The organism is Pseudoalteromonas amylolytica, assembly GCF_001854605.1.
Classification (GTDB): domain Bacteria; phylum Pseudomonadota; class Gammaproteobacteria; order Enterobacterales; family Alteromonadaceae; genus Pseudoalteromonas; species Pseudoalteromonas amylolytica.
Map to the genome: position 1 here is coordinate 1 of NZ_MKJU01000006.1, position 24,422 is coordinate 24,422.

19 protein-coding genes and 2 pseudogenes are annotated in these 24,422 nt (G+C 40.2%); 16 read left to right on the forward strand and 5 right to left on the reverse strand.

Annotated features, from left to right (window positions below):
• Window positions 1-553 precede the first annotated feature (553 nt).
• The 7 genes and pseudogenes from BET10_RS01720 to BET10_RS01750 all read left to right on the forward strand — a co-directional run bounded on the left by BET10_RS01720 (window position 554) and on the right by BET10_RS01750 (window position 7,221).
• Window positions 554-1,168, forward strand: coding sequence for a trimeric intracellular cation channel family protein (locus BET10_RS01720; protein WP_070983105.1), 615 nt, complete (start codon window positions 554-556; stop codon window positions 1,166-1,168).
• 20 nt (window positions 1,169-1,188) lie between these two features.
• Window positions 1,189-2,049: pseudogene (locus BET10_RS01725) on the forward strand (YifB family Mg chelatase-like AAA ATPase); the annotation flags it as partial.
• Window positions 2,050-2,159: 110 nt separating this feature from the next.
• Complete coding sequence (locus BET10_RS01730; protein WP_205987517.1) at window positions 2,160-2,834, forward strand: TnsA endonuclease N-terminal domain-containing protein; 675 nt, start codon at window positions 2,160-2,162, stop codon at window positions 2,832-2,834.
• A 2-nt stretch (window positions 2,835-2,836) separates the two neighbouring features.
• Window positions 2,837-4,780: a Mu transposase C-terminal domain-containing protein gene (locus BET10_RS01735; protein WP_070983106.1), complete on the forward strand. Its 1,944-nt coding sequence runs from the start codon at window positions 2,837-2,839 to the stop codon at window positions 4,778-4,780.
• Complete coding sequence (locus tag BET10_RS01740; protein ID WP_240503621.1) at window positions 4,773-5,678, forward strand: TniB family NTP-binding protein; 906 nt, start codon at window positions 4,773-4,775, stop codon at window positions 5,676-5,678. Before BET10_RS01735 ends, BET10_RS01740 begins: the two co-directional genes overlap by 8 nt.
• Window positions 5,678-6,784, forward strand: a complete 1,107-nt coding sequence (locus BET10_RS01745) for a TniQ family protein (RefSeq protein WP_070983107.1) — start codon at window positions 5,678-5,680, stop codon at window positions 6,782-6,784. Before BET10_RS01740 ends, BET10_RS01745 begins: the two co-directional genes overlap by 1 nt.
• Before the next feature lie 14 nt (window positions 6,785-6,798).
• Entirely contained in the window at window positions 6,799-7,221 is a 423-nt protein-coding gene (locus BET10_RS01750; protein ID WP_070983108.1) for a hypothetical protein, read from the forward strand.
• On the opposite strand, the gene BET10_RS01755 is transcribed toward BET10_RS01750, so the two are convergent.
• Entirely contained in the window at window positions 7,210-9,876 is a 2,667-nt protein-coding gene (locus BET10_RS01755) for a UvrD-helicase domain-containing protein (RefSeq protein ID WP_070983109.1), read from the reverse strand. The genes BET10_RS01750 and BET10_RS01755 overlap by 12 nt on opposite strands.
• A complete protein-coding gene (locus BET10_RS01760) occupies window positions 9,866-11,755 on the reverse strand; it encodes a hypothetical protein (protein WP_070983110.1) in 1,890 nt (629 codons plus the stop codon). Before BET10_RS01760 ends, BET10_RS01755 begins: the two co-directional genes overlap by 11 nt.
• Before the next feature lie 266 nt (window positions 11,756-12,021).
• Between BET10_RS01760 and BET10_RS01765 the strand changes: the two genes are divergently transcribed.
• The 7 genes and pseudogenes from BET10_RS01765 to BET10_RS01795 all read left to right on the forward strand — a co-directional run.
• Complete coding sequence (locus BET10_RS01765) at window positions 12,022-13,200, forward strand: AcrVA2 family anti-CRISPR protein (protein ID WP_070983111.1); 1,179 nt, start codon at window positions 12,022-12,024, stop codon at window positions 13,198-13,200.
• Between the two features lie 44 nt (window positions 13,201-13,244).
• The gene (locus BET10_RS01770) at window positions 13,245-13,592 is read left to right on the forward strand and encodes a hypothetical protein (protein WP_070983112.1); all 348 of its coding nucleotides are present in this window, start codon (window positions 13,245-13,247) and stop codon (window positions 13,590-13,592) included.
• Window positions 13,593-13,819: 227 nt separating this feature from the next.
• Window positions 13,820-14,272 carry a GNAT family N-acetyltransferase gene (locus BET10_RS01775; RefSeq protein WP_070983113.1) on the forward strand — a complete coding sequence of 151 codons (453 nt, stop codon included), beginning with the start codon at window positions 13,820-13,822 and terminating at the stop codon, window positions 14,270-14,272.
• A 17-nt stretch (window positions 14,273-14,289) separates the two neighbouring features.
• On the forward strand, window positions 14,290-15,030 hold the full coding sequence (locus BET10_RS01780) for an excalibur calcium-binding domain-containing protein (protein WP_070983114.1): 741 nt from the start codon (window positions 14,290-14,292) through the stop codon (window positions 15,028-15,030).
• Window positions 15,031-15,131: 101 nt separating this feature from the next.
• Complete coding sequence (locus BET10_RS01785) at window positions 15,132-15,695, forward strand: Pycsar system effector family protein (RefSeq protein ID WP_070983115.1); 564 nt, start codon at window positions 15,132-15,134, stop codon at window positions 15,693-15,695.
• On the forward strand, window positions 15,696-16,466 hold the full coding sequence (locus BET10_RS01790; protein WP_070983116.1) for a hypothetical protein: 771 nt from the start codon (window positions 15,696-15,698) through the stop codon (window positions 16,464-16,466).
• Window positions 16,467-16,826: 360 nt separating this feature from the next.
• Window positions 16,827-17,486 (forward strand): annotated as a pseudogene (locus BET10_RS01795) (ATP-binding protein); the annotation flags it as partial.
• Here BET10_RS01795 and BET10_RS01800 read toward each other — a convergent pair.
• Both BET10_RS01800 and BET10_RS01805 read right to left on the reverse strand, forming a co-directional pair.
• Window positions 17,483-18,187, reverse strand: coding sequence for a response regulator transcription factor (locus BET10_RS01800; RefSeq protein ID WP_070983117.1), 705 nt, complete (start codon window positions 18,185-18,187; stop codon window positions 17,483-17,485). The pseudogene BET10_RS01795 and the gene BET10_RS01800 overlap by 4 nt on opposite strands.
• A gap of 226 nt (window positions 18,188-18,413) precedes the next feature.
• Window positions 18,414-20,870, reverse strand: a complete 2,457-nt coding sequence (locus tag BET10_RS01805; RefSeq protein ID WP_070983118.1) for an alpha/beta hydrolase family protein — start codon at window positions 20,868-20,870, stop codon at window positions 18,414-18,416.
• A gap of 108 nt (window positions 20,871-20,978) precedes the next feature.
• Here BET10_RS01805 and BET10_RS01810 point away from each other — a divergent pair, with 108 nt between their 5' ends.
• The gene (locus tag BET10_RS01810; RefSeq protein ID WP_070983119.1) at window positions 20,979-22,043 is read left to right on the forward strand and encodes a CNNM domain-containing protein; all 1,065 of its coding nucleotides are present in this window, start codon (window positions 20,979-20,981) and stop codon (window positions 22,041-22,043) included.
• Here BET10_RS01810 and BET10_RS01815 read toward each other — a convergent pair.
• On the reverse strand, window positions 22,040-23,248 hold the full coding sequence (locus BET10_RS01815; protein WP_070983120.1) for an EAL domain-containing response regulator: 1,209 nt from the start codon (window positions 23,246-23,248) through the stop codon (window positions 22,040-22,042). The genes BET10_RS01810 and BET10_RS01815 overlap by 4 nt on opposite strands.
• Window positions 23,249-23,392: 144 nt before the next feature.
• On the opposite strand from BET10_RS01815, the gene BET10_RS01820 reads away from it, so the two are divergent.
• The gene (locus tag BET10_RS01820; RefSeq protein ID WP_070983121.1) at window positions 23,393-24,406 is read left to right on the forward strand and encodes a site-2 protease family protein; all 1,014 of its coding nucleotides are present in this window, start codon (window positions 23,393-23,395) and stop codon (window positions 24,404-24,406) included.
• Window positions 24,407-24,422 lie beyond the last annotated feature (16 nt).

Here is a 24,422-nt window from a genome sequence, read left to right on the forward strand (position 1 = left end):
GATGATAGTGTGGCAGCTGCCATGTGAAAGTAGAACATCGCCAGGTCCTAATTATAGAAAGCCCGATTCGAAAGAGTCGGGCTTTTTGCTTTTTGGGGTTTTAAAAGATAGTCCCTTAGCAGCGGTTAAAGCAGCTCATTTCACCTTGCGCAAAAGCTACGGACTTCGTCCGTAATTTTGCACTGTAGCGTCGATGATAGTGTGGCAGCTGCCATGTGAAAGTAGAACATCGCCAGGTCCTATTTAAGTAAAAAGCCCATCCATTGTGATGGGCTTTTTGCGTTTTTGGGTCTGTAGGTCGTGATAAGCGTAGCGCCATCCGACGTTTAGAGAGTCCCTCGGCATTCTATAACCCTCAGCATTCCATAAAACCGCTCACTTCACCTTGCGCAAAAAGAGCGTTTCGCTTCGCTCATATCGCTAACCTTTTGCACCCTAGCTTCGCGCTCTGTCATTCAACACTTGCACTTTGGTCACGCATTCGTTTGTGATTTTGCGCCTTAGCATCTTAATAAGCTAATATGCTTAATTCAAATATATAGTGGGGAATGATATGACCGAATTGATCCATTGGTTTGATTTACTTGGAGTTATGGTATTTGCTATATCGGGCACGCTCATAGCGCATAGTAAGCATATGGATGGTTTTGGCGTTGTGGTGTTAGCGACCGTCACTGGCATAGGTGGAGGCACGTTGCGCGATATTATCTTAGATGTTCCTGTTTTTTGGCTGCATGATACAAGCTATTTTATTGCGATATTTGGTGCTATTTTTATCAGTATTCTATTCTTAAACAGGCAAAAGCAGATACCAAAACAAATGCTCCAAGTTGCGGATGCGTTTGGCCTAGCCTTTTTTGCTGTAATGGGCGTACAGAAGGCATTGAATATTGGGATGCCTGATACCACCGCTATTATTATGGGAGTACTGACAGGATGTTTTGGAGGGGTAATACGGGATGTATTGGCACGAGAAATCCCCTTACTACTAAAAGGGGAGTTGTATGCGATCACGTGTATTGTAGGTGGGGTTATTTACACCCAGTTGATAAACTTTTCAATGCCACTGGAGATAGCCATGCTGAGTGCGATGAGTGCAACCTTATTGCTTAGGCTATTAGCTATGCGTTACAACATAGTACTACATATATTTAAGTATCCAGACTAACTAAAACCAAGGACAGGGATATGTCACTTGCAAAAATTTATACCAGGGCTCAGGTAGGAGTCAGTGCACCTCAAGTGTGTGTTGAAGTACATTTAAGTAATGGCTTACCTGCATTTCATATTGTTGGCTTGCCAGAAACCTCGGTTAAAGAAGCGAAAGAAAGAGTCCGCTCAGCGATAACCAACTCTAAATTTTTATTTCCAGAACAAAGAATCACCGTCAACTTAGCGCCGGCAGATCTCCCTAAAGAAGGGGGACGTTATGATTTAGCCATCGCTGTGGGCATTCTTGCAGCTTCCGGCCAGGTAGCTGTTCAGCAGTTAGCAGATTTTGAGTTTTATGGAGAGTTGGCATTGAGTGGAGAGGTGCTAGCGGTGAGTGCTATTCTACCGAGTGTATTGGCTGCTGCGAAAGCTAATCGTTGCTGTTATTTGCCGCTTCAGAATGATCCATTAGCAAGTTTAGCATCGCATGCTCAGAGGAAAGCGGTGACGTCTCTAGAATCCGTATGGCTTGATATGCAAGGCCAACAGAGTTTACCGATAAACATTATTCACCCACATGATGAAAACAGGTCAATTGACGATGTGGATATGAGTGATGTAAAGGGGCAGGAAGGCGCTAAACGTGTGTTGGAGATAGCAGCCGCTGGAGGGCATAATGTGTTATTTCTGGGCCCGCCAGGTACTGGCAAGTCGATGCTTGCGCAACGAATGCCAACGATAATGCCCACCTTACCTCCAAAAGAAGCTTTGGAAACGGCTTCGGTGTACTCTTTAACAGGACAGCATATTGATGCTCAAAGCTGGCGGAAACGGCCTTTTAGAAACCCTCATCATACTTGCTCGGCGGTTGCATTAGTGGGGGGCTCATCAAAACCTGACAATTACATCGCTATAGAGTAATAATTTAAGATATCGCTTAAATTTTACATAGCTAGAAGATAATATCTACAACGATACACTGTTTTAGCTTGGAATCTACATCTTTAATGAGTGATGGTTATTTTATGCCTGTACGTGCTATACCAAAAAATTATCGCAGTCTAACAGGGTTGGCAAACTCTCAAAAAGCCAAAGGTGCATTCTTTGAATCGTCACTTGAACGTGATTTTTTAACCATGATTGAGTTTGACAGTGGTGTGGAGAGTTATGATGTTCAACCTGTATGTATTTCTTGGCTAGATGCTAATGGGCGAGAAAGACAATACACACCTGATGTATTAGTCAATTATAGGCCTAAGCATTCAGGCTTCCCGAATAGTGACATTATACTGTGCGAAATTAAATATCGTAGTGATATTCAAAAGAACTGGGAAGAGCTCAAGCCCAAATTCAAAGCCGCTATTCGGTACGCGAAGGAACAGGGTTGGCATTTTAAACTATTTACTGAGCATGAAATACGAACCGTCTATATGGAAAATGCCCGTTTTTTGCAGCCTTACTTACGTGAAAAGCTTGATGAATCTCACGAGCATCTAATTCTTAATGCATTACTCGCTATGAGGGAGTGTACAGTCGAGCAACTGATCAAATCACTTTTTCACGACAAATGGGCTCAAGCAGAATTGCTTCCTTCTGTTTGGTGGTTAATTGCAGCTAAAAGGATATCGCTAGACTTGAACCTACCCATCACCATGTCATCACGAATTTGGTTGGAGAGATAGCAATGCCAAGAAAAAAGCGGAAGGAATTCACATTACAACAAGGCAGTTCAGCCTATCGCAATGGCACACATTACATCATTTTGCAGATAATCAATTTGGATTATGTCTTAGCTGAATGCTTCACTACAAAGAAAATTGAAAAACTAAGAATATCAGAGTTATCTTTATCACTTCCCTCTCCAGAAGAGCAACGTTTGAGCGTCATTGATGCAATTGAAGATGATGATTGGAACATAGCTCAGCAAAGATTGGAAATAATCCAGCCGTTGGTTCATAAACACGGCAGAACGGTTGACGATGTGAAGGTGGTTGCTACAGAGCATGGCCTTCATTTTAATACTGTTTATAAATGGTTAAGGCTCTACGAGGCAGATCCCTCGGTGATGATATTGGCACCAAAATCTAGAAGTGACTCAGGCTCGACTAAGCTCTCTAGTGAGGTTGAAAAAATCATAGATGAGTGTGTTGAAAATGAATATCTAAATAAGCAAAGAAAGTCTGTTGCAGCTGTACACCGTTTGGTTCAATTGGAATGCAGAAAAGAAGGACTGAAAGCGCCACACGTCAATACAGTTAGGAATCGGATCAAAAGTTTATCTGATGACTTAAAAATACGTAAACGTTTCAGTAAAGATCAAATCCATGATGCTTTACACATGAATCAAGGTGAATTTCCACACGCTGATTATCCCTATGCGGTGATTCAAATAGACCATACACCGTTAGATATCATTATGGTTGATGATGTATACAGACTCCCCCTTGAGCGTCCCTGGATAACAATGGCCATTGATGTCTATAGCCGAATGGTCGTTGGCTTTTATATTTCTTTTGAGAAACCTAGTGCATTGTCGGTTGGTATGTGTCTCGCTAATGTCATTTTACCAAAGGAGAAGTTTTTAGCTGAGTATGACATTGATGCTTCTTGGCCATGCTGGGGCATCCCGAGAACAGTTCATGCAGATAACGCGAAAGAGTTTCGTGGCAATATGCTTCAAAAGGCATGCCAAGAGTACTCCTTTACAATAGAGTGGCGTCCAGTTTCTAGGCCTCATTTTGGGGGGCATATCGAACGTTTACTTGGCACTTTTGCTAAAGAAATACATACATTACCGGGAACGACATTCTCAAATATTCAGCAGCGAAGAGGCTACGATTCTGACAAGCAATCAGCGTTAACTTTAAAGGAGTTTGAGCATTGGTTGACAGTTCTAATTACTAAATCCTATCACCATAAGTTCCACTCGGGCATTAACACTACGCCATATCAAAGGTTTGAAGAAGGGATTTTAGGCACCCAAAATACGAAAGGTGTTGGGATGCCAAGGAAAGTGGAGGATGAGGAAACACTCAAAATCAACCTTCTCCCCTACGTCGAGAGGACTGTGCAGGATTATGGAATTCGAATTGATGATATCTGCTACTACAGTGATGTATTGAGAGTTTGGGTTAATGCGACTGTGGAAGGTCGCAGTAAGTTGAAGAAAAAATTTATATGCCGTCGAGACCCTCGAGACATTAGCACAATATGGTTCTTTGACCCGCAGCTAAAGTGTTACTTCCCTATTCCATATAGAAATACGGCTCATCCATCTATGACGATATGGGAGCTTAGGAAAGTGCAGAAGAAGCTTAAAGATGATGGCGTCATGCATGTCAATGAAGATTCAATATTTAGTGCACTAGAGACCATGAGGGAGATAGAGCAGGAAGCCGTTATCAAAACCAAAAAAAGTCGAAAGGCAGTGCAACGTAGGAAGCATGCTGAGAAAAATGCGGTGTCATCACCTGAACCTTTGGAGATGATGCCTAATGCGCAGTTTGTAGATGAGGATGGCGACGATATCCAGCCTTTAGAAGTGGTGCCAAATGTACAGTTCGCAGATGAGGATGATGACGACGATATTCAGCCTTTTGATGAGATGTTAGAGGTGCGCCGTGATTGAGCATACATCCAATAATTCTTACCCACATTTAAATGAAGAAGTACAGCGGCAGCTCACCAAAAGTAACGCAGAACGCATTGAATATATCTTATCGTCAAGGTGGATTGGTTATTCCAAAGCCAAAGATATATTAAGCAAGCTTGAAGATTTGCTGCTCTATCCTAAAAAACACCGTATGCCATGTATGTTGCTTGTGGGTGATAGCAATAGCGGTAAGACGATGATAGCTGAGCGATTTATTGATTTACACCCTGCGTATGAGCGTGAAGATAATGAAGGTATTGTTATACCCGCATTGTTCATTCAGTCGCCACCTACACCAAGCGAATCTAGACTGTATAGCAATATCTTATCCAAGTTATTTGCGCCTTTTAGACCATCAGATTCTGCCGAGAAAAAGTATCATCAAGTGAAAACAATCATGGCAGCTTGCAATGTGAAAATGCTTATCATCGATGAAATACATTCTTTATTAGCAGGTCCTTTGGATAAACAGCGAGTCTTTCTTAGCGTAATCCGTAACTTAAGTAATGAATTAAAAATACCCATTGTTGGGCTAGGGACCAGAGATGCTTTAAGAGCGATAAAAACAGATCCTCAATTGGATAATCGCTTTAAACCTTCTCTGTTACCAAGGTGGGAGTTTGATACTGATTTTCGCCGCTTATTAGCAAGTTTTGAGTTGATGTTACCTTTAGCTAAAGCATCACATCTAAAGCGCAAAGATATAGCCCAGAAAATTCATTTTATGAGTGAGGGCCTTCTTGGTGAAGTGTCGGACATACTCACTCAGGCTGCCATATTAGCAATAAGAAATGGAACTGAAAGCATCACTCTGGAGTTGCTCAACGAGATTGATTATGAATCACCAAGGGAACGCAAAAAAGGAAATGCTTGATGGATAATACTTTGCCAGTGCACCCACAGCCTATGCCTGATGAGTTGTTCTCATCATGGGTTTATCGCGCTGCCAAAGCTAATGGGCAAAACGTTTTTTCATTTTGTCATTTACTTTTACCAGAGTTAAATGGGCGTTATTACGACATAGATAACTCGGTGAATGAAGCAGCCATCCAAAAGCTATCACACTTTCTCAGAACGCCATTTTTAAATGCTTGGACGACTACTCTAGATAGTTACGCAGGTCTACTTTTCTCAAGGGTGACGCCTAAAGCTAAGCGCAAAGCTTGCATATTACAAACAGGGATCACAAGGTACTCGAATAAACGTTTTTGTTTGCAATATTGCCCTAGCTGCTTAGCGGAAAGAGAGCCTTATTACAGGAAAGAGTGGCGGATATCATTCGTGACAGTATGCACTAAACATAAGTGTAAATTGCACGATAGATGCCCACAGTGCCACAAGCCGGTAAAGCCGTTGCTAAATGATGTTGGGCAGCCACACAAAATGCCATATCTAGGAGATATTACACAGTGTTATAACTGTGGCTTTAGATTATCTGAGGCATTGGTGGCTCAGGCTGACGCTGATTTAATTGATGACACACACTTTTATAGAAGCACGCTCAAAACTGGTTATTGTCGACTTGATGCGACACGTAGTTGGGTCTATTCCTTCTCCTTTTTCTGCGTGCTCAGGCATTTAATTTATCTTTTAAAGCCTAAATATAATCATAGTATTAACCCCGACACTATGCCCCTTGCATCTAGATACTATGCAATGAAAAGAGCAAAAGGCTTCTTTAAAAATTGGCCAAGTCGATTGGTGGAGTTGTGCGAACAGTCTGGTATCAGGTATTTCCACTTCACTAACATGTCTAAAAGCAAGCCTGCAATCCCTTATTGGTTCGATGTGGCTATTCGTCCAGAAATGTATAGGCCGAACTACGGGCCGACAAAAGAATGCGTGCAATCAGCCATGCAATACATGAGTGACAAAAAACTCCGTATGAGTTTATTGCAGGTTAACAAACTTTTGGGCTATCGAGATTCTGGTCTAGTAAAAAAATTCTATAAAGATTTAGTTGGGCAATTTCGAAAATAAGATGAGGAACTTATATGAATTCGAACAATGAAGGTTTTGATTTAGACTTGATGGACCGCATGGTAAGAGAAAGTATAAAATCTCATATTGAAACGTCAGAGAAAAATGTATTAGAAGACTACGTTTTAGATACTTACGATCAAAACTGTCGCCTTGACGCGAAATTGAGAGAGTGGAAGGAGAAAGTGCCACAAGATTATATTGAGTCACTAGGAATAGACCATGATTGGGAAAGTAGTGACATACTTGAGTGGCTTGATATGTTTATTCAGTTTGTGCAGGTTACTTCTGATTTGAACTACATAGATATGGGCGCGCTAGCTGATATGGAAACAGCTCAGCCTGAAGCGTATAAGCATGTACTGAGCTTTCGGAAAAAGTGGGCTGAGCATAAATTGGGGCACAGCCGCTTTGCAAAGACATTCTTATTTGAATAAATCGCTTAGAAGGTTTTTATTCGAGTCTAAGGATTCCGCAAACCAGTATAGCCTGTTCTTGGCCCTAGTTACTGCAACATAAGCCAAGCGGAGTTGTTCCTCTTTTTGAGCTTGGTAATAGTCGCTACGAATATCAGAAAATCTACAGAGTGTAGCTCTTATAGGGTGTTTGTCTGGTTTAGTTGCATCTCCAATAAAGAAGACTGTATGTGCTTCGAGCCCCTTAGCAGAGTGGACAGTGAATACTTTTAAGAGCTTTTTCTTTTTTAGTTTATGTATTGTTGCACACCATTTCGCTTTTGCTTTATCAACTTTTGTTTTTGACTTCATTGAGTACAGTGATTTTTTTGTGCAAAGTAAATAAATAGGGTTTTGCGGAGAAATATTATCTCTCATAGCTTCTTCTTCAAGTTTTACATGAGCTAATTCAAAGTCGACAAACTCTCCATCCTCTGTATCTATTGGGCCGTTTAAACGTACCAACGCATCTTTTGCTTCAGCATTTGGACCTGCCGCAAAGATTTTTTTCTCTTTGCGACTTAACTTAGGAATTCTGTCTATGATCTTGTCTCCCAAATCAGTAATGAGCTTTGCGCACCGGTAGTTGTTTTCTAAAGGGTACTCCGATTCATCATGAAACAGATCAAAGCAGCTTTTATAGTTAAGAATAAAATTCGGTGAACTACCTCTCCATCCATAGATGGATTGACAATCATCACCAACGCTCATTATTGAACCATCCTTGATTGTTTGCTGTTTGTTGAGTTGTTTCTTTAATTGGTTAATAAACCTAGATATAACAGGTGATATATCCTGAAATTCATCAATCATGAGGTGTTGAAGTTTACCTAACTCTTGGAAATCAAAATCTGCGTAATGAGGATTATTAGAGGAGCTATACGTATAAAAAACGTCGTCAAAAGTAACTTTTCTTTTTTCCTTAAGGTGCTTAATCCAAGCTATATGGAAAAGCCTAGCTAGATTGATAAATAAACGATCACCATCAGATATCTCGGTACTGCTCTTTCCAAAGAGAGCCATTTGCTTATCTGTAAGACAATAAAGAGGTACATTGATAGCATATGAATAATCAATAATTTTTTCAAACTGAGTTACCAAAAAGCCTTCTTTGATTTGATCGTTGTTTGATGAAAACTTGTCTCCTGCGCAAAGGTATGTAAAGTCAGGTACTGGTAAGGTTTCAGGCTTCTTTGATAAATCGAACTCTTCCATAGCGATCAGTTGGAGCAGTTCTTCTACGCGATAGACTATCAGGCAATTTGTTTTTTCATGCTTCAATAAAGCATACCTTCTGTAATACTCAACAAAACTTGCTGCTTGAAGTTCATGTTTTTGTTCATTAAAGAAAAACACTTTTCGATCTTTAAGTTCAGCATTTTTTATGCTGAGAAAAACCTTTATGTCGGAGTTCTTAAGGTACAGGTTATATTTAATTGGGAGCTGATTTACAGTTTCGCGAGCGCCTTTTACAAGGTATGGCTCTATAGTGTTTAAAAGACCTGGGTGTTTTCCGAGCCAATCGGATAAGCATAAATCTGACAGCTCGTCAGTGAAATCTTTAATCCAACTATATGGCTTTGAAACTTTCATTTTTTCTTGCCTAAGGGATTCTTCGAATAACGCGTTCGTTATTTTTCTAAAAGCAGGATCCTTATCAGAATAAGCGTTTTTATATACCTCCATCATCATCTCAAGTTTCACCGAGGGCTCATCAAGTTGCCTCTCAGAAGGCTGCATTTGGTTTTCTACACCCTCTCCATAAGGGTCATCTTCTTTGGGCTTTTGAGAATCATAATCAAAAAGTATGCTTTTAGAGCCATCTCCTAATCTTGTATGAATTTCATATGCTAGTGAGTGAAAAGTCCTCACTATGTTTTTGGCTTCCTTATGCGTTAAAGTTTTTCCAAATTGTTTAAACCTGAATCTCAAATTTTCTATAAAATCTTTTCTTGATTCTCGCGTGAAAGTACAAACAGTTATCTTATCAAGGCCGATGTCCATTATCTTATTCATCATAATGATACGTAGAATAAGAGTTGTAGATTTACCGCTACCAGCGCCAGCAATAATATTTGTTGCAGTATTGGAGCTAAAGAGCATCCTTTCCTGTTCCGCGCTGATATAAATTAAACGTTGTTCTGATTTCGGCTTTGAGCGTTCTGCTTCATTGATCTGAGCGACTTTTTTCATAAAATCACTTTTGACAGAAGTCATTTTGTCAGCTTTAAAAACAGAAGGCACGATGGCTTCATGAATTGCTTGCCTATGTTTTGCTGGCGCAAATTCCAGCATCCCATAGGTTTCCCATAAATATTGCTTTAGTTTGACAAACCTGTTTGAATTTTGGCGTTTAATTTTCTGTCTTCTAGTACGCTCTTTTTTTAACTTTGCCTGCGAATTAAGGTGGGCTCTTGTCAATATTTCGTCGTGTTTTGCTTGTTCGTGTTTTAACTGTTCATGAGCTTTTTTTTGTAATAGTGCGAGTTCATCAGCTTTTTTAATGAGGTTTACTTTAGCTGTTTTTAAGCTAGTCTTTGCATTGTTAAGTTCATTCTCAACAGTATCAAGTGTAGCTTTGTGCGTGAGTCCTAAAAAATCTAGAATACGATTGCTTCGTGGTTTATCACCTTCCATTATTGCCCTCGGAACTGTTCGTTTTTCCTGATGTTTGTGCGTTAATGTGTCGCTCGATTATTGCCACTTGTCTACGTACATAATCACCAGATGAGATTGTGGTGTGATGAGGGTGTTTGATGGGGGTGCATTTTATGCTTCTTTCCTGAGGGAATGCTTGCCATTTACCTCTCTCTTCAGTGCTTTTTGTTAAGCAAGTTGCCAGTTCATAGTTTGTATATGTGGCAGCACTATGAGTAATGGAAAGAAAAATAGATGTATCATCTAGTTCCACCCAGCCATTTTGTATTTTATGTTTGCGCCTTTCGGCTTCTATCAGAAAGATGTCGAGACCCGATGACATGCCAAGTTTGGCAATTAAGGCTCTTCTGCGGTGGTACTTTTCCTTCCCTGATTTGGTAAAGCCTTTAAAATAATTAATATATTGCCACGTCGATTTTCTTCCCGTGTCAGTGTATGTAGTTGGAAAAAAAGAAGCGCAGCTTTTTTGGTAGCCCAGCTCTGGAAAAATGGACATATATTCAGCACTTGTTATATATGGGATATGTTTTAATTCATCTATAACTTTCTGAAACAAATCCAGTCGACATATAGGGTCTTTGAAAATAAACTTACCCTCAAATTCGCTATGAGGTAGTTGAAAATCAACAGGTGTAGTAATGCCATGTCTGTCTCCGTCACCCGTATTTCCACCTACTAGACTATCTACATAAGGTTGATAAGTTGCCCCTTCTTGTGCTTCCAAATGCGCTTTTAGTCTTTTTTTGTCAATGCGCTTGCCTGTTAGGTCATTGAATATGGTTCCAGCCCTACCTTCAACGAGTAGTTCTTCAGTATCGCGTCTTGGCTCATTCTCGGGTTGCATGTCAATACAGTCATCTTCTGTCGATACAGGTTTTGATTTCCCCTTCTTTTGTGCTTCTTCTTTTTTGTTACCTTTAGAGGTTCCAGCCAGAGGCTCTTTGCCACCATGGTTATCGCGGAAGTAATCAAGTGAACTAAAAGGGTACGCGGCATTACAGCTTAAAATGTCATAGACAATAAAGACCTTTCTTCCTGAAGTTAGAGGGCACCACTTTCCAAAGACCTCCAATGTAGTTTCACCTTCAAAAGGAAACTTTATCTTCGGGCTAATTGGGCGGTCGTTCACGCTTTGAAGTGATAGGTTTTCACTGAGTCCTCTCACTGCCTTAGCTGCAACTTCATCAAAAGCCAGTCGCGCAACTTCTGGTGCAGCTACATCATGGGTCCACTTCTTAAGTAGAATGAACGCATCCCCCTCGTCTGTAATATACGACTGGGATGGATCGTATATTGAGTCAAACTGCAATCCAAATTTAAATAACTGCTGAAATACGTACTGAGACCTAGAAAAGTAAGCCTGTAAAAGAGTGTAATGAGGAAAAATTAAGAGTTTCTCATCATCTAGTTTTACAAACTCACAGTGAACTTTTGTTGCTTTACCATGATAAGGGTGATGCGTAAATGGGAGTAAGAAATCATCTAACTTCCCTTTAGCTCCCGCCGTGGCTGTATAGGCGGACTCTGAGTTTATAGTAACGTTGAGTTTTTCTCGCATTCTATCTGAATGTGTTAGAGGTATTCGCCTTCCTTGATACCAAACATCACCCAACCTAAGAACTCTGAGGTAGCTAACAGGCACTTTAACGACGTTTGTTTGCTTTAAATCTGTTGAGTACTTGTAATTTAAACAGTCAGGGGCAGGCCGCTCCCGAAATGGAGATAAATAGATATCAACAAGTGGCTCGCTTCTGCGTTGCCCAGAAGCATCTTCATAACTTAGATAACCAAACCAATCTATACGCCAGTATTGGTTGTCGAAGTTTGTGAGGGATTGAATATTAAATCCAGAAATCACAACATCCTTATTTACACCAAATTAAAAAATTGTAAACTGAACTGGAACACCATATTGATGTAATTCTACATTAATTGCTAGTTTATTTTTATTTGCTAGTGAAAAAGACTTGATTTTGTTTGGGGTAGTAGGTCTAAGATGTTGATGAAACGAATTGATAATGCCTTTGTGGTTCCTATGCCCTTGAGAGGGAAGTGGTATTGGGGTGTTCATTTGAAAGTTATTTCTTAACTGCTTTAGTAAGTATGCTAGTAATTGGACCAATTATGAAAAATACAGACCACTTTCCCCCGACGCACTATGATATTTATAAATTTCGGCAATCGTTTGTCGATTCATATTTGAGAAAAGATTTAGAAAATATCAAGTTTAAAAACTTAGTACCTCCTTTTAGCTCAATTGATGATTTTACAGTTGCTTTCGAAGAGTACTGGGAAGAGTATAAAATTGATGCATTTTTTCAATATGGCTCACAGGTGGTAGATAGCTATGATGAATTTTCATTGATGTTAGAGTCGAGCTCGGAATACCCAAAAATGTTGTATTCAGCTACAGGTGAATACCTTAATGCTATAAATTTCGAGTCATTTGGCAAAAAGACATTTTATTTTTCCGAAAACCTCGTCGAACGAATTGCTATTACTGAATTAGATGCTCCCGCCGAATTTTTAAAGCTGCCCTTTAAATCTTGTATGTTTGTATTTACGGGTAAAACTGTACTTGATGCATACTATGCGATTACGAATAACTCAGTACCCACATATTCGGATTCGATATCAGTATATATAAGCGAATTACCATATAAGGGGTATTCAAAGTTATTTTTATGGGCGACCCACTGTGGTTATGAGAAAAACTACTGTGCGATAAAAAGAGAACTACTGATACACCCAGATTGGAAAATCGACAACGCTATTCGAACTGACTGGGATCAGATTTACGATGCATACCCAGATTGGGCTGACCAAGATCATTTGTCGCTTTCTCAGCTCTTGACTCCTGACGATGACGACGAATCTCGTTTTTTTCATCAAGGACGAGCCTTTTACAGAATCGTAATGAATGCGGTGTTATACCTAGCTTCTAATGATCCTGATATACAAGCGAGCTTTTCACCGCAAAAAGAGCTTATGAAACAATTTAAGGATGTTAAATCAACAGCTAAACAAAAAAAGAAACTGTCAGCTATTAAGCGTATATCAGGTCTAAATGGCTCTCTTGTTGGTGCTAATATGGAGCCAATTAGGATTATCAAAGGAAAGAACTGGACTGGTTCTTCTTCCAAAGACCAAATGACTTTATCCCTAAGGTTTTTGGTTAGGGGGCACTGGAGAAACCAGCGTTATGGTAAAAATAACAAGCTTCGCCGATTAACTTTTATTGAACCATATTATAAAGGACCAGATGTTGGTGAAGTCATAAACAGGCCATATATTGCGAAGTAGTTAACAGAAGAATAGACAATTTAAGATAATAGTAAGGAAAGTACATGAGCCGAAATACGGATTACATTTTTGATGTTGCAGATGGTTGGCAAGCAATTACAAAGAATATCGATGAAATTCTGGGCACATCAAATTTCAATGACGACCATATTGAAGCAATCAACGAAGCTGGTTATACAGTGGACAACTATCAAAAAGTTGAAATGGCAAATTTTTCAATTGAGTTTTTTAAAAGTAGCTTCAACCATAAATACCCCTACCTACTACAAGTAAGCGATTCATATGACGTAAACTTCATTCTCATCGCGAATTACATTAGCTTGCAGCAGTGCGTTGCTGAATTAGTTACTAATGAAAAATCCCTTTTAGAACTATCTTCAAATATGTCATGAGCTATCAGGGCAGCGGTAAATGAAATACAAATCGCAGAAGGTGATGGATGTCGGGCGAATTAACATCAAGAGTGTGGAACCACGCCAAGAGATTGGATATATCAACTTTGACACTTCGAACGTAACGATAAAATAGTTATTGAGTTCAAACTTTCAAGGGGTTCACTAAATTGGAAATTGGTCAACAAGCAGTTGACCAATTTTCAAAGTAAATTAACGAGGAACACATGCAAGTAAAAGAGTATAAAGAACAAAACTTTAGGCTGCTGATTTGCTCTGAATCTGACCGCTTTGAAATTGAAAGGCTCTCTCCTAGAAGGCACATAGGTTATTTGCAGATGTATGAAAAAGGTGGCCAACTAGAGATTCGTGACCTTTGGATTGATGAAGAACCAGAAGACTTTAGAGGTAATGGATTCGGTTCAATTTTAATCGAACATGCATTTGAATATGCTAAAGAAAAGCGCATTGACAGTATATTTGGGCATACTCAAACAGATGACTATAAGGTACACAGATTCTACGAAAAGTGCGGTTTTAAGGTTTTTATTGACAATAAACATAATACAGCGTGGTTTCTTTACTCATCAAATGTTGGCCTCATGGATACGCCTGATTTCGACCAATTGGCGAAGTTAGTTGGTGTGGGCAATAAGTTAGGTATTTATGAATTCAACTAAAAGCAGAGAATAACAGGATGATTAAAAATTCACTGATATCATGGGTGTTATTGACCGTTAGCTACTACTCTATTGCAGAAGAAACTTGGCGCGGATTAGTTGTTGAGCAGGAAAATAGGTGCTCACCTTATAACAAAAAAGCCCAATACCCTTATCCTCAAAGTGTCGAGGATGAAATTGTTGCTAGTATGGGTGGAGTTGTCTATGGGCCATATACAGGTTCCTATTTTGAGTCGGATACTGATACGGACATAGAGCATATAGTCGCAGCGAGTGAAGGGCATGATAGTGGCTTATGTGCCGCGTCAGATGAAATGCGCGTGCAGTTTGCTACAGACTTGCTCAATCTAACATTGGCGGCACCGGTAGTGAATCGATGCAATGTTGGTGGAAAATGTGGCTATGATGCTGGTGAGTGGATGCCAGAAAAAAATCAGTGTTGGTTTTCCAATAGAGTGCTTCAAATTAAAACCAAGTACAGGCTAAGTGTTGATAGAAATGAAGCTGAAGTTTTAGAGAGGACTTTATCCGCATGTAGTTCATTTGAAATGATATTCTACCCTCACTCAGAGCTAGGCAATTCAGACCAAGAAGATGATAAACAAAGAAGCCCCTTAGAAATGTATGATGACAATAATAATGGTCGCATAAGCTGTTCTGAGGCCAAAAAGCACAAAATTACGCCAGTGCTTAGTCAACACCCGGCTTATCAATTTATGAGGGATTCTGATGGTGATGGTATAGTGTGTGAGAATTAAACCAACATAACGACTTGGACATAATGAGTGAATAGTAGTCGTTTAAAAATCTTTGCCAGAAGAACCAATTGCAAGTGATTGATATTTACAAGGAAAATACATTGAAAGAGAGCATAACTTCATACCTCTACCAATCCGTCACAGACATACAAAATACTATACGAGCCTTTGATGTCAAACTTGGTTTCTTGTTTATGGTTATTTTCTTACCTTTAGTAGGCCTTAAAGACTTAGTACCTCAGCTACAAGTGCTAATTGATAAAAGCCCCTATAGAGTTTTGCTTTTTGCCTCGTTCGTATCGTGGTTCTTCGCTTTATACTTTCTCTTTTTAGGAGTGCGCCCTATTCATAATCCTAAGGAATCCATAAAAGGGGATGTTCCCAAAGGCACCTTTTATGCTGGAGGGTTATACACTTTTGAAGGAATAGATTATTTTTGGAACTTCCCAATTAAGACAAATAACGACATGGATAACTTTATTAAATTGTTGCCTCAAAGTGATGATGCTATTCACAAGGAGCTAGTATTTGAAATACATAAACTTGCATATATTCGAGATGTAAAAGCAAAACGTACAACTGCATGTATTTACAGTGTTTTAGTTTGTGGTTTCATATCGGTGTTAACAATTATTTTCGTGACTCTAAAAGTTGGAGGCATATAAGTGCTCAATCCTACTCAAATAGATGAACTAAAGAACATCATAGATAAAAGCTTAACTAGAGCAGAAAAACATTGGGAAAACGGAGGTAGCGAACTCCAACCAATGCTAGAGAGCGTCAGCACTGAAGATGCGAGAGTATTTAACAAAAGTAAATCAGATATACCTGGCCATGAATATGTGCAAGAAGAAGAAACCGTAATTAGTGAGTTTATAGCTTTTGTAGCTGATATGCGAGATAGCACTAAACATCTAAGAGAGGCTATAAGTGCAAGAACGTCAGATGTATCTCAGCTACAAAGAGTTTTTTACGAAACTTCTGCATTATTGCCGGCTTTAGCCTATGTAGTAGAAGCTTATGGTGGGAAAGTGACTGAATTTCTTGGTGATGGTGTACTTGCCTTCTTTAGAATCGAAGGAAATAAAGAAGAAGTTGTTAGGCAATCGCACAAAGCAGCTAAAGTATGTATCGAACAAGCCAGAGGGGTTTTAAATAAAGTTTTATACGATAAGTACGGATTGCCACAAATTGATATAGGCGTTGGTATGGCACTAGGAAAGGCACTTATCACATTAACTGGGCTTGAAGGTAATAAAAAGCCGATAGCTTTTGGTGAGTGTGTATTTCGAGCAACAAAGTCTTCGAGTGGAAGAAATACAATAGAAGTAGATGAAATGCTATACCACGCTTGGCCTACTAGTAAAGGCGGGAAGCTGAAATTCACAAAAAAATCAAATAACTCTTTTAATTCCTATACCATTAGTATTTCATAAAGTATGGAGCATTAGTTTAAAATGGAAGCAAAATATAGCTATTATGATTATAAGAAGAGCGTAGAGCGAATAGATGAAACTTTGAATATATGTGAGGAATATCGTCAGCAAGACTGCTTTAGTATTCCAATATCTATTGATTAAGCTCTATCAATCAAAACTGACAGTTTAAGTTAAGATTTGTATACTTCATCTGACTTTATAGAGCGAGAGATGATACGAGAAGTAGGTTCACTTTCTTACTAATTTCAAAGTGGAAATGTACATGTGCAAAAGTACATGTGCAAAAGTACATGGCAAAACACTATATCAATGTAATTTTACATTAGTGATGTATATTCGCGTTTATCGATGTAATTGTCAAAACCTAAACCAGGAGAGATTTCCTTAGCACATAACGGTGTACTTTTTCTTGATGAGCTACCAGAGTTTGAAAGAAAGGTCTTAGACTCACTAAGAGAGCCAATGGAAACGGGTATGGTTACCATCTCACGTGCAGCACAGCAAGTTGACTTTCCTGCGAGGTTCCAGCTCGTCGCAGCGCTTAATCCAAGTCCGACAGGTCATTATGATGATAAAAGAGCTACTTCGGAGCAGGTACTTAGATATCTATCGAAAATATCAGGGCCTTTTCTTGATCGTATTGATTTACAAATAGAGTTACCACGTTTATCTACAATGCAACTACAAAGTGAACATGTACCAGAGACGAGTGAAATAATAAAGGAGCGAGTTGATAGGGCTTATGAAATTGCACTTCAACGTCAAGGTAAGGTAAACGGTATGCTTAGTAATCGAGAACTGGCTTTGTACTGTAAACTGGCGGAGGGGGAAAAACTGTTTCTGGCTAAAGCCGTCGATAAATTGCAACTTTCTCCACGCTCTTATCATCGCATTTTGAAAGTTGCCAGAACTATATCTGATTTAGACGGATACCCAGACATATCAATGCTTGCCTTAAAAGAAGCCTTAAGTTATCGAGCATTGGAGCGCTTGATAAGCCAACTCACAAGGTATTAAGCCGAGAGCATGTAGCCTTTGCCGCGAACAGTGACGATGCGTTTTTGATCCTTTTCATCGCCTAGCTTCTTACGCAGCCTACCGACTAGCACATCAACAGTTCTATCGTTGGGACTCCAATCTGGTTGGCCGATATCTTCCGATATTTTTTCACGAGATGTGGCCTTGCCAGCGTTGGCAATTAAGCATATTAACACTTTATGCTCGGCTTCGGTTAAACGGGACTCCTCACCATGTTGGTTAATCAAGGTGCGGTTGTCGGGGTGTAGCTTAAAATCTGCGTATTCGATAAACTCTTCAGATTCATCGCTGTCACCGTTTTGTGAGATCCGTTTGTAAAGTGCGCGCATTCTGAGTTCTAACTCTAATAAGTCGACGGGTTTACACACGTAGTCATCAGCGCCTTGGGCAAGCCCTGCAATACGATCAGCTTGAGAATCTCTACTAGATAGCATGATTACACCAATATCCGTTAAGGTGTTCAACTCTTTGGCAAGCTCTAGTCCGTCAGTTGCGGGCAAAACAATATCTACGATGGCTAACGATATGGGTGCATCAGTATTGCCTGCAAGCTGAATATGCTCGAGCGCATTTGCTCCTGTATTATCAACTTTTATGTCAAACTCGGTCTGTGCGAAATGGCTCAAAATCCGTTTTGCTAATAGTTCGTCGTCTTCTACCAGTAATACGTGAATGGTCATAATGTCGTTATCTATTCAATGATTACGTTTATATTAGCACTGTGAAATCATAGGTGAGAAGACTAAGGTGACTTTTTTGCAATAAAAAGTATCAAAATCACGCAAGGGTGTAATTGTAAAACTTTCAAAATGATATTCAGTGCTTAGGTATACGAATAATATGGAATTATTTTAGGAATGTAGTGTTTGACGCAGGAAGTGATTAGTACCACTTCCTGCGGTTAAATTATTTTTGGTAAATAAATTGCCACCACTGAGGTTCATCTTTCAAATGCATGTCGAAATAAGCAAGCATAGTATTCCACCAATGAAATCTTCGATCTCTGGCAAAAATTTGATGGTCAGCACCTTTATACTCGATTAGCTCTACATCTTTACCTAATAGCTTTAGCGCGGTATACATATTATGGCTCTCACCCGGTGGTACGTTGGTGTCAGCGTCCCCATGCAGCAGTAGTATAGGTGTCGTAACTTTATCTGCGTGAAATACGGGGCTGTGTTGAGAGTACAAAGTTGGATTATTCCAAGGGAAGCTGTTTTTAGAGGCTTCTCCAGAATACAAATACCCCCACCAACCTTGACCCCAATATGAAGTAATGTTTGAGATTCCTGCGTGTGCAATGGAAGCACTGAACATATCTGTTTTCGTAGCGAGTAGCATGGTCATAAAGCCACCATACGATGCACCAAGGTTACCAATTCGAGCTGGGTCGACAAATGGGTAAGCCTGTGTAAATGCTTTAGTTCCATCAATGATGTCTTGTGCAGTATGTTCACCCCAAGCGTTCACATGCTCAGCTGAAAATGTTTGTCCAAACCCAGTCGCGCCAGTTGGTTGCAATACGTAGACAACATATCCATGTGCCGCCCAAAGGTTGAATGGGTAGCGCCCTGTAAAAGCTCTAGACACAGGAGATGTACCACCGTAGTAATAAACCAGCGCTGGATACTTTTTGGATTTATCTAGATCGTGTGGTAAATACACGCGCCCTTTGATTTGTACACCTGATTGATTGGTGAAGTTGAATTCGTCTAACGTAGCAACATCGCTATATTGATAGGCGATGTCTTTAGAGTCCCAAAGTAACTCAGCACGGTTATTTTTAAGCGTGATGCGCTTGAGTTGTTGAGGGGTGCTAGCCTGAGTACCTGTCACAAGTATTTCATGATGTTTTGAGTGGCTAGTAGTGGTAAAGTTTTCCACGACGTCCAAGCCTGATTCAATGTTGCTGAAGCGGGATTTACTTTCATCAAACAAATATAGTTGCTGCTTGTCTTCGTCAATGACTTTAAGGACAACATCGTTGTTTTTTAACACATCAATAGCGCTAATCGATGGATTAAATTGCTTGCTAAATGCTTCGTGATTCTTACCATTAAAGTCCATCTTATATAGCTGGCCATCATAGTTATTGGCAAGCATATCTTTTGGGATGGTACGTCCTAAACCTTGAGAAAAATCTGGCCCAGCGACTAAGTAGATACCATCTTTTGCGTATTTAGCTGTGCGGAATGTACGGTATTTTCCTAACAAGGTTTGCTTTGAATCACTTAAATGAACTTCTAGTAATTCTGTGAGCATATGTGGAGGTGCGTTGTAGTCTTGCGGGTTACGGCTAACTAGAATGGTGTTTCGTTGTGCGTTATAGTCTTCAAGCTGGTGACTCAATTTACCTTCTGTCAGTGCGTTGATAAGGCCTGAATTCAAGTCCAATAGAAAGATCTGACTATTGGCACGAGCATAAGACCATCTATCTTCTAAGCCACGATAATGTTTAACTAGCTTATGTGCGCTTTCTTCACTCTTAGACCAAGAAAATATCAAGGTATTATCATCAAAATAATCAAAGCCACTGGCGCCATCCAAGTTCTGTGCAATGACCTGAGTGCTAAAGTCCTTCATATTCAAGAGCATTACTTTTTGGTCTTGTACAAAGGCCAACTGTTGAGAGTCAGCTCGCCATGCAACGCTACTTGCATTTACTCCGTTGAATCTATATAGAATTTTACTCTCTTCATTTTTGAGAAGTGTTTCTGTTTGTGGAGTATTCCCCGTATTATCAGCATAGTGGCGCGAGGTAGTGAGATAGTATTGACCATTGGGAGACTGAGAAATTGCCGTGATAGTTGGTGCATCAAAAAGCTGCTTAGCAGAGAGTGCGTGCTGTTCTTTATTTGTTAGAACGATTTGATCGTGTTCGGCTTTTGGAGTGTAGTCAATTTTTACTTCATTCCAGTTGTCCACTTGCTCGGCAATTATGATAACTTGGTGATCACCCGTTGGCACCTGTATGTCGTATTCATTTTTACCTGTTTGTAGTTCTGCGTTTAAATAAACATGAGCGGTTTTGATACCGGTTAGAACAAGTTTGCCTTGTGTAAAGCGCTTTGTACTAAACTGGAATTTTAAAGCTTGTATACCTTCCATAGTCAGTGCTTTGATATCACTCATTTTTTGCCATTTGAGCTGAGTGCCAAATACAGATAAAGAAGTCGAGCGGGATTGCAAGCTGGGCAACAAGGTTTGAATAATTTTACTTTGGTGGGCTGTGTTATTTGGCTTTATGCTATTGTAAGTAGTAAGGGGGCCTAAGAACTGAATTTTCTCTTCATCCAACTGAGCAGCACTCAGTTGCAAAGCAATCGAGGAAAAGAGTAAAGTGGCCGCTGTTCGTAAAATCATATATGCGCCTATTGTAGGTAAAGAATTTGCCCCAATATAGCATATATATCAGTTACGCCAGCAAAGTTGCGATTAGCAAAAAGCTATTGGCAAATTAAGGAGTTTAGGTTGTTTTTATTGATCACTTACATGTTGTTAGCGATTTCCATTTCGTTTTTATGTTCGGTAATGGAGGCAGTTTTGTTGAGCATTACGCCAAGCTATATTGCGATCTTAAAGAAAGACAAACCTGTGCTGGCCAATAAAGTCCAACAACTAAAAGATAACATTGATAAACCATTAGCTGCGATTTTAACGCTAAATACGGTTGCTCACACGGCGGGTGCTGCCGGTGTTGGTGCACAGGCTGCAGTTGTTTTTTCTGATGCTGCAGTAGGTATCGCTTCAGCTGTGATGACTTTATTGGTGTTGGTCTTGTCTGAAATCATTCCTAAAACCTTGGGAGCCACCTATTGGCGCGGCTTAACGCCTATTGTAACGCAATCTTTAGTCTGGTTAGTTAAAGTACTTAAGCCATTCGTGTGGTTGTCGGATATTTTGACCCGTACTATTGGCAAAAAAGAAAGTGAAGCGCACTATATAAGACAAGAAATTGAAGCTATGGCAGAGATTGGTTCAGAAGCAGGGGCACTACAGCAAGAGGAAACAGAAACAATTCGCAGTTTGTTACGTTTCAGGCATGCCAAAATAGAGCATGTTATGACGCCTCGTACCGTGTTATTTAAGGTTCACAAAGATATTACCGTGAATGAATACTTGTCTGAACATGGCTCTGTACCATTCTCACGGATCCTGATATTTGATAAAAACGGTGACGATATCATCGGTTTCGTGCACAAAAATGATATTATGCTTGCCTATCATAGGCTTGGAGAAGATTATAAAATAGGTAAGTTGGTTAAGCCGCTGTATACGGTACCAGAAACTCTGAACGCCCCCTCATTATTTCAAACTCTATTAGAAAAGCGTATTCATATCGCTTTGGTCATTGATGAATATGGTGATGTGCAAGGTATTGTGACGTTGGAAGATATGCTGGAATCATTGATGGGAATGGACATCATTGACGAACGAGAGCAATCAACCAACATGCAGCAAGCAGCGAAGAAAAAATGGCGGGAGCGTGTTGATGCCCACAGCCATTTGATCGAAACAGATGTGGAAGAACGTTAAGAGTTAGAGTTCATCATTCGCAACCAAGAGTGGATCCAGCGAACAAACTCAGCTTTGGCTTTGGGGCGACTAATTAGAAACCCCTGCATCAGCAGGTTATGTTTGTATCTGTCCAAATATTGTAGCTCCTCAATACGCTCGATTCCCTCTGCAACAATCCCGATTTGTTCGTTTTGTGCGATATCTATCAAGCTATCGACAATAACCTGTGAGAAGCGATCCGAATCTATGTGTGTGATAAGCGAACGATCTATTTTTATCTCTGTAAAAGGTAGCGTTTTGAGCTGATGTATATTGGTGAAACCTGTGCCAAAGTCATCTAGAGAAATTGCAAACCCGCGCATTCTTAAGCGGTTGAGTGTTTCTAACTGCACACTGCTGTTCAAAGGAGCATGCTCGGTAATTTCTAGAATAACATCCTCGGGTTTAAGACGGCTTAATTCTAATATCAGTGCGAGCTTGTTGGGGCAGTTTAAATCGTCCAGTTGTACAGGCGATAGATTGAAAGCCAATGACACTTTGTGAGGTAGCTCAGCTCTTATCTCTCGAAATTCTTCTGTTGCCTTTTCAAATAGCTGGAAAGTAATCAAATTGATGAGATCTAAATCTTCAGCCAGCGTAATAAATTGCTCTGGTAAAATCGTATGTGTACGGTTCGGCGTGACAATTCTTGCTAGCACTTCAACACTATCAATCGACTTGTTGGCACGGTTAACCTTTGGTTGATAAAACGGTGTAATTTCCCGATGACTGATTGCGTGAAGTAATTCTGATTGTGAGATGGGTTCAATGTGGCGTTTTTCGGGGGCGATAAAGGACTCAAGCTTTTTAAGCAGCCTATCAACTTCTTTCAATTGGACCGGCTTTGCGATGTTGCCTATCAAATGAGCGTTGGATTGCCGCGCCAAGTTGGAGGCAAGATCAATGATTTTTGGGTCCATATCTGAAATGATGACCACCCCACCTGGGTACTTTATTTCTCCGAGTTGGCGAATAAGCTCCATACCATCCATTTCTGGCATGTTTAAATCGGTAAAAACAGCATCGTAGCGACGGGGGGCTTGAGCTATTTTTTCAAGGGCCTGGCTAGCACTAATACAAGTGGTTATCTCCTGAATTCCCAATTCAGTTAACATGGCTTTCATCACCATAAGAATGGCTTGAGAGTCATCAACAACCATTACCTGACTTGCTGTCGTACTCATACTACAGATCCTTTATTTTACCCGCACTATCTTCTGAGTTTAGTACAGGCTGTAAAAAAATGTAGATATCAGATAAGTAAATGTATTGTTTGTCACTGAAGCGGGGAGCTGGGATAATGTCAAAAAACAGCAAACTAATAAATTATGACGAGAATTGAATTTACCGCATCAGGACAGATATTTTCGGTGCTTATTAGGGGCAAGGAGCTACTTCAAGTATTTTGTGGGCAACAGGCTTTGGTTGTCGAACCGCAAGCTGAAGATGTTATGCAGTGCGCCTATGAGCATGGTGTTGTGCAGTTTGATATTGCCAAATTGTCGGAACAGCAACTGGGAATTTCGCTGGATGGTTCAAGCTGGCAATGGCTCGCACTACCAGAGGCAGTTAGTGATAACAAGAGAAGCTTGGTAGGCTTAGCCGCACTTGGATTTAAAGTGTTTAAAAGTGCAAAGGTCGTGAAGGCTGCGTTGGCTGGGGCCTCGGTAGCGGGCTATGCTTGGTTGTTTTCTTGGCAATTTGCGTTGATGCTGGTGGCATGTTTGGTCGTGCATGAATATGGCCATGTTAGGGCGATGCAATATTTTAAAATAAAAACAAAAGGTATTTACCTGATCCCCTTTGTTGGTGGATTGGCGGTCAGCGATGATAAAATCACAACGCGTTGGCAAGATGTCGTGATCTCATTGATGGGGCCCGCATTTGGGCTGCTCACTTCGGTGTTAGGGGTGGTACTGTATTATGTGACGGAGATGGAGATTTTTGCTGGTGTCGCTGTGCTTAGTGCTTTGCTGAACTTATTCAACTTGTTGCCAATTCTTCCACTTGATGGGGGACATGTTTTAAAAAGTATCAGCTTCTCGATGCGGTCGTGGATAGGTTTGTTGGCTTGCATGGGAGGTGTTGCATTTGGGCTATGGATTAGCTACGTATTTGGTCTGATGTTACTGGTGTTCTTTCTTCTTATCGGCAGTCTCGAAATTCTGTTTGAATGGCGCGCTCGTCACGCTTCTCATTTATTACCACTAGATAGATATGGGCAGATATTTTCGGCGGTGATGTATGTGCTGGTGGTTGCAGGTCATGTTGCTGTGATGATGCATTTTGCAGACTCAGAAAGTGCTATTCTCAGCCTGCCAATGAAAGTGCTATCGAGCTAAATAACCATGGTTGCTG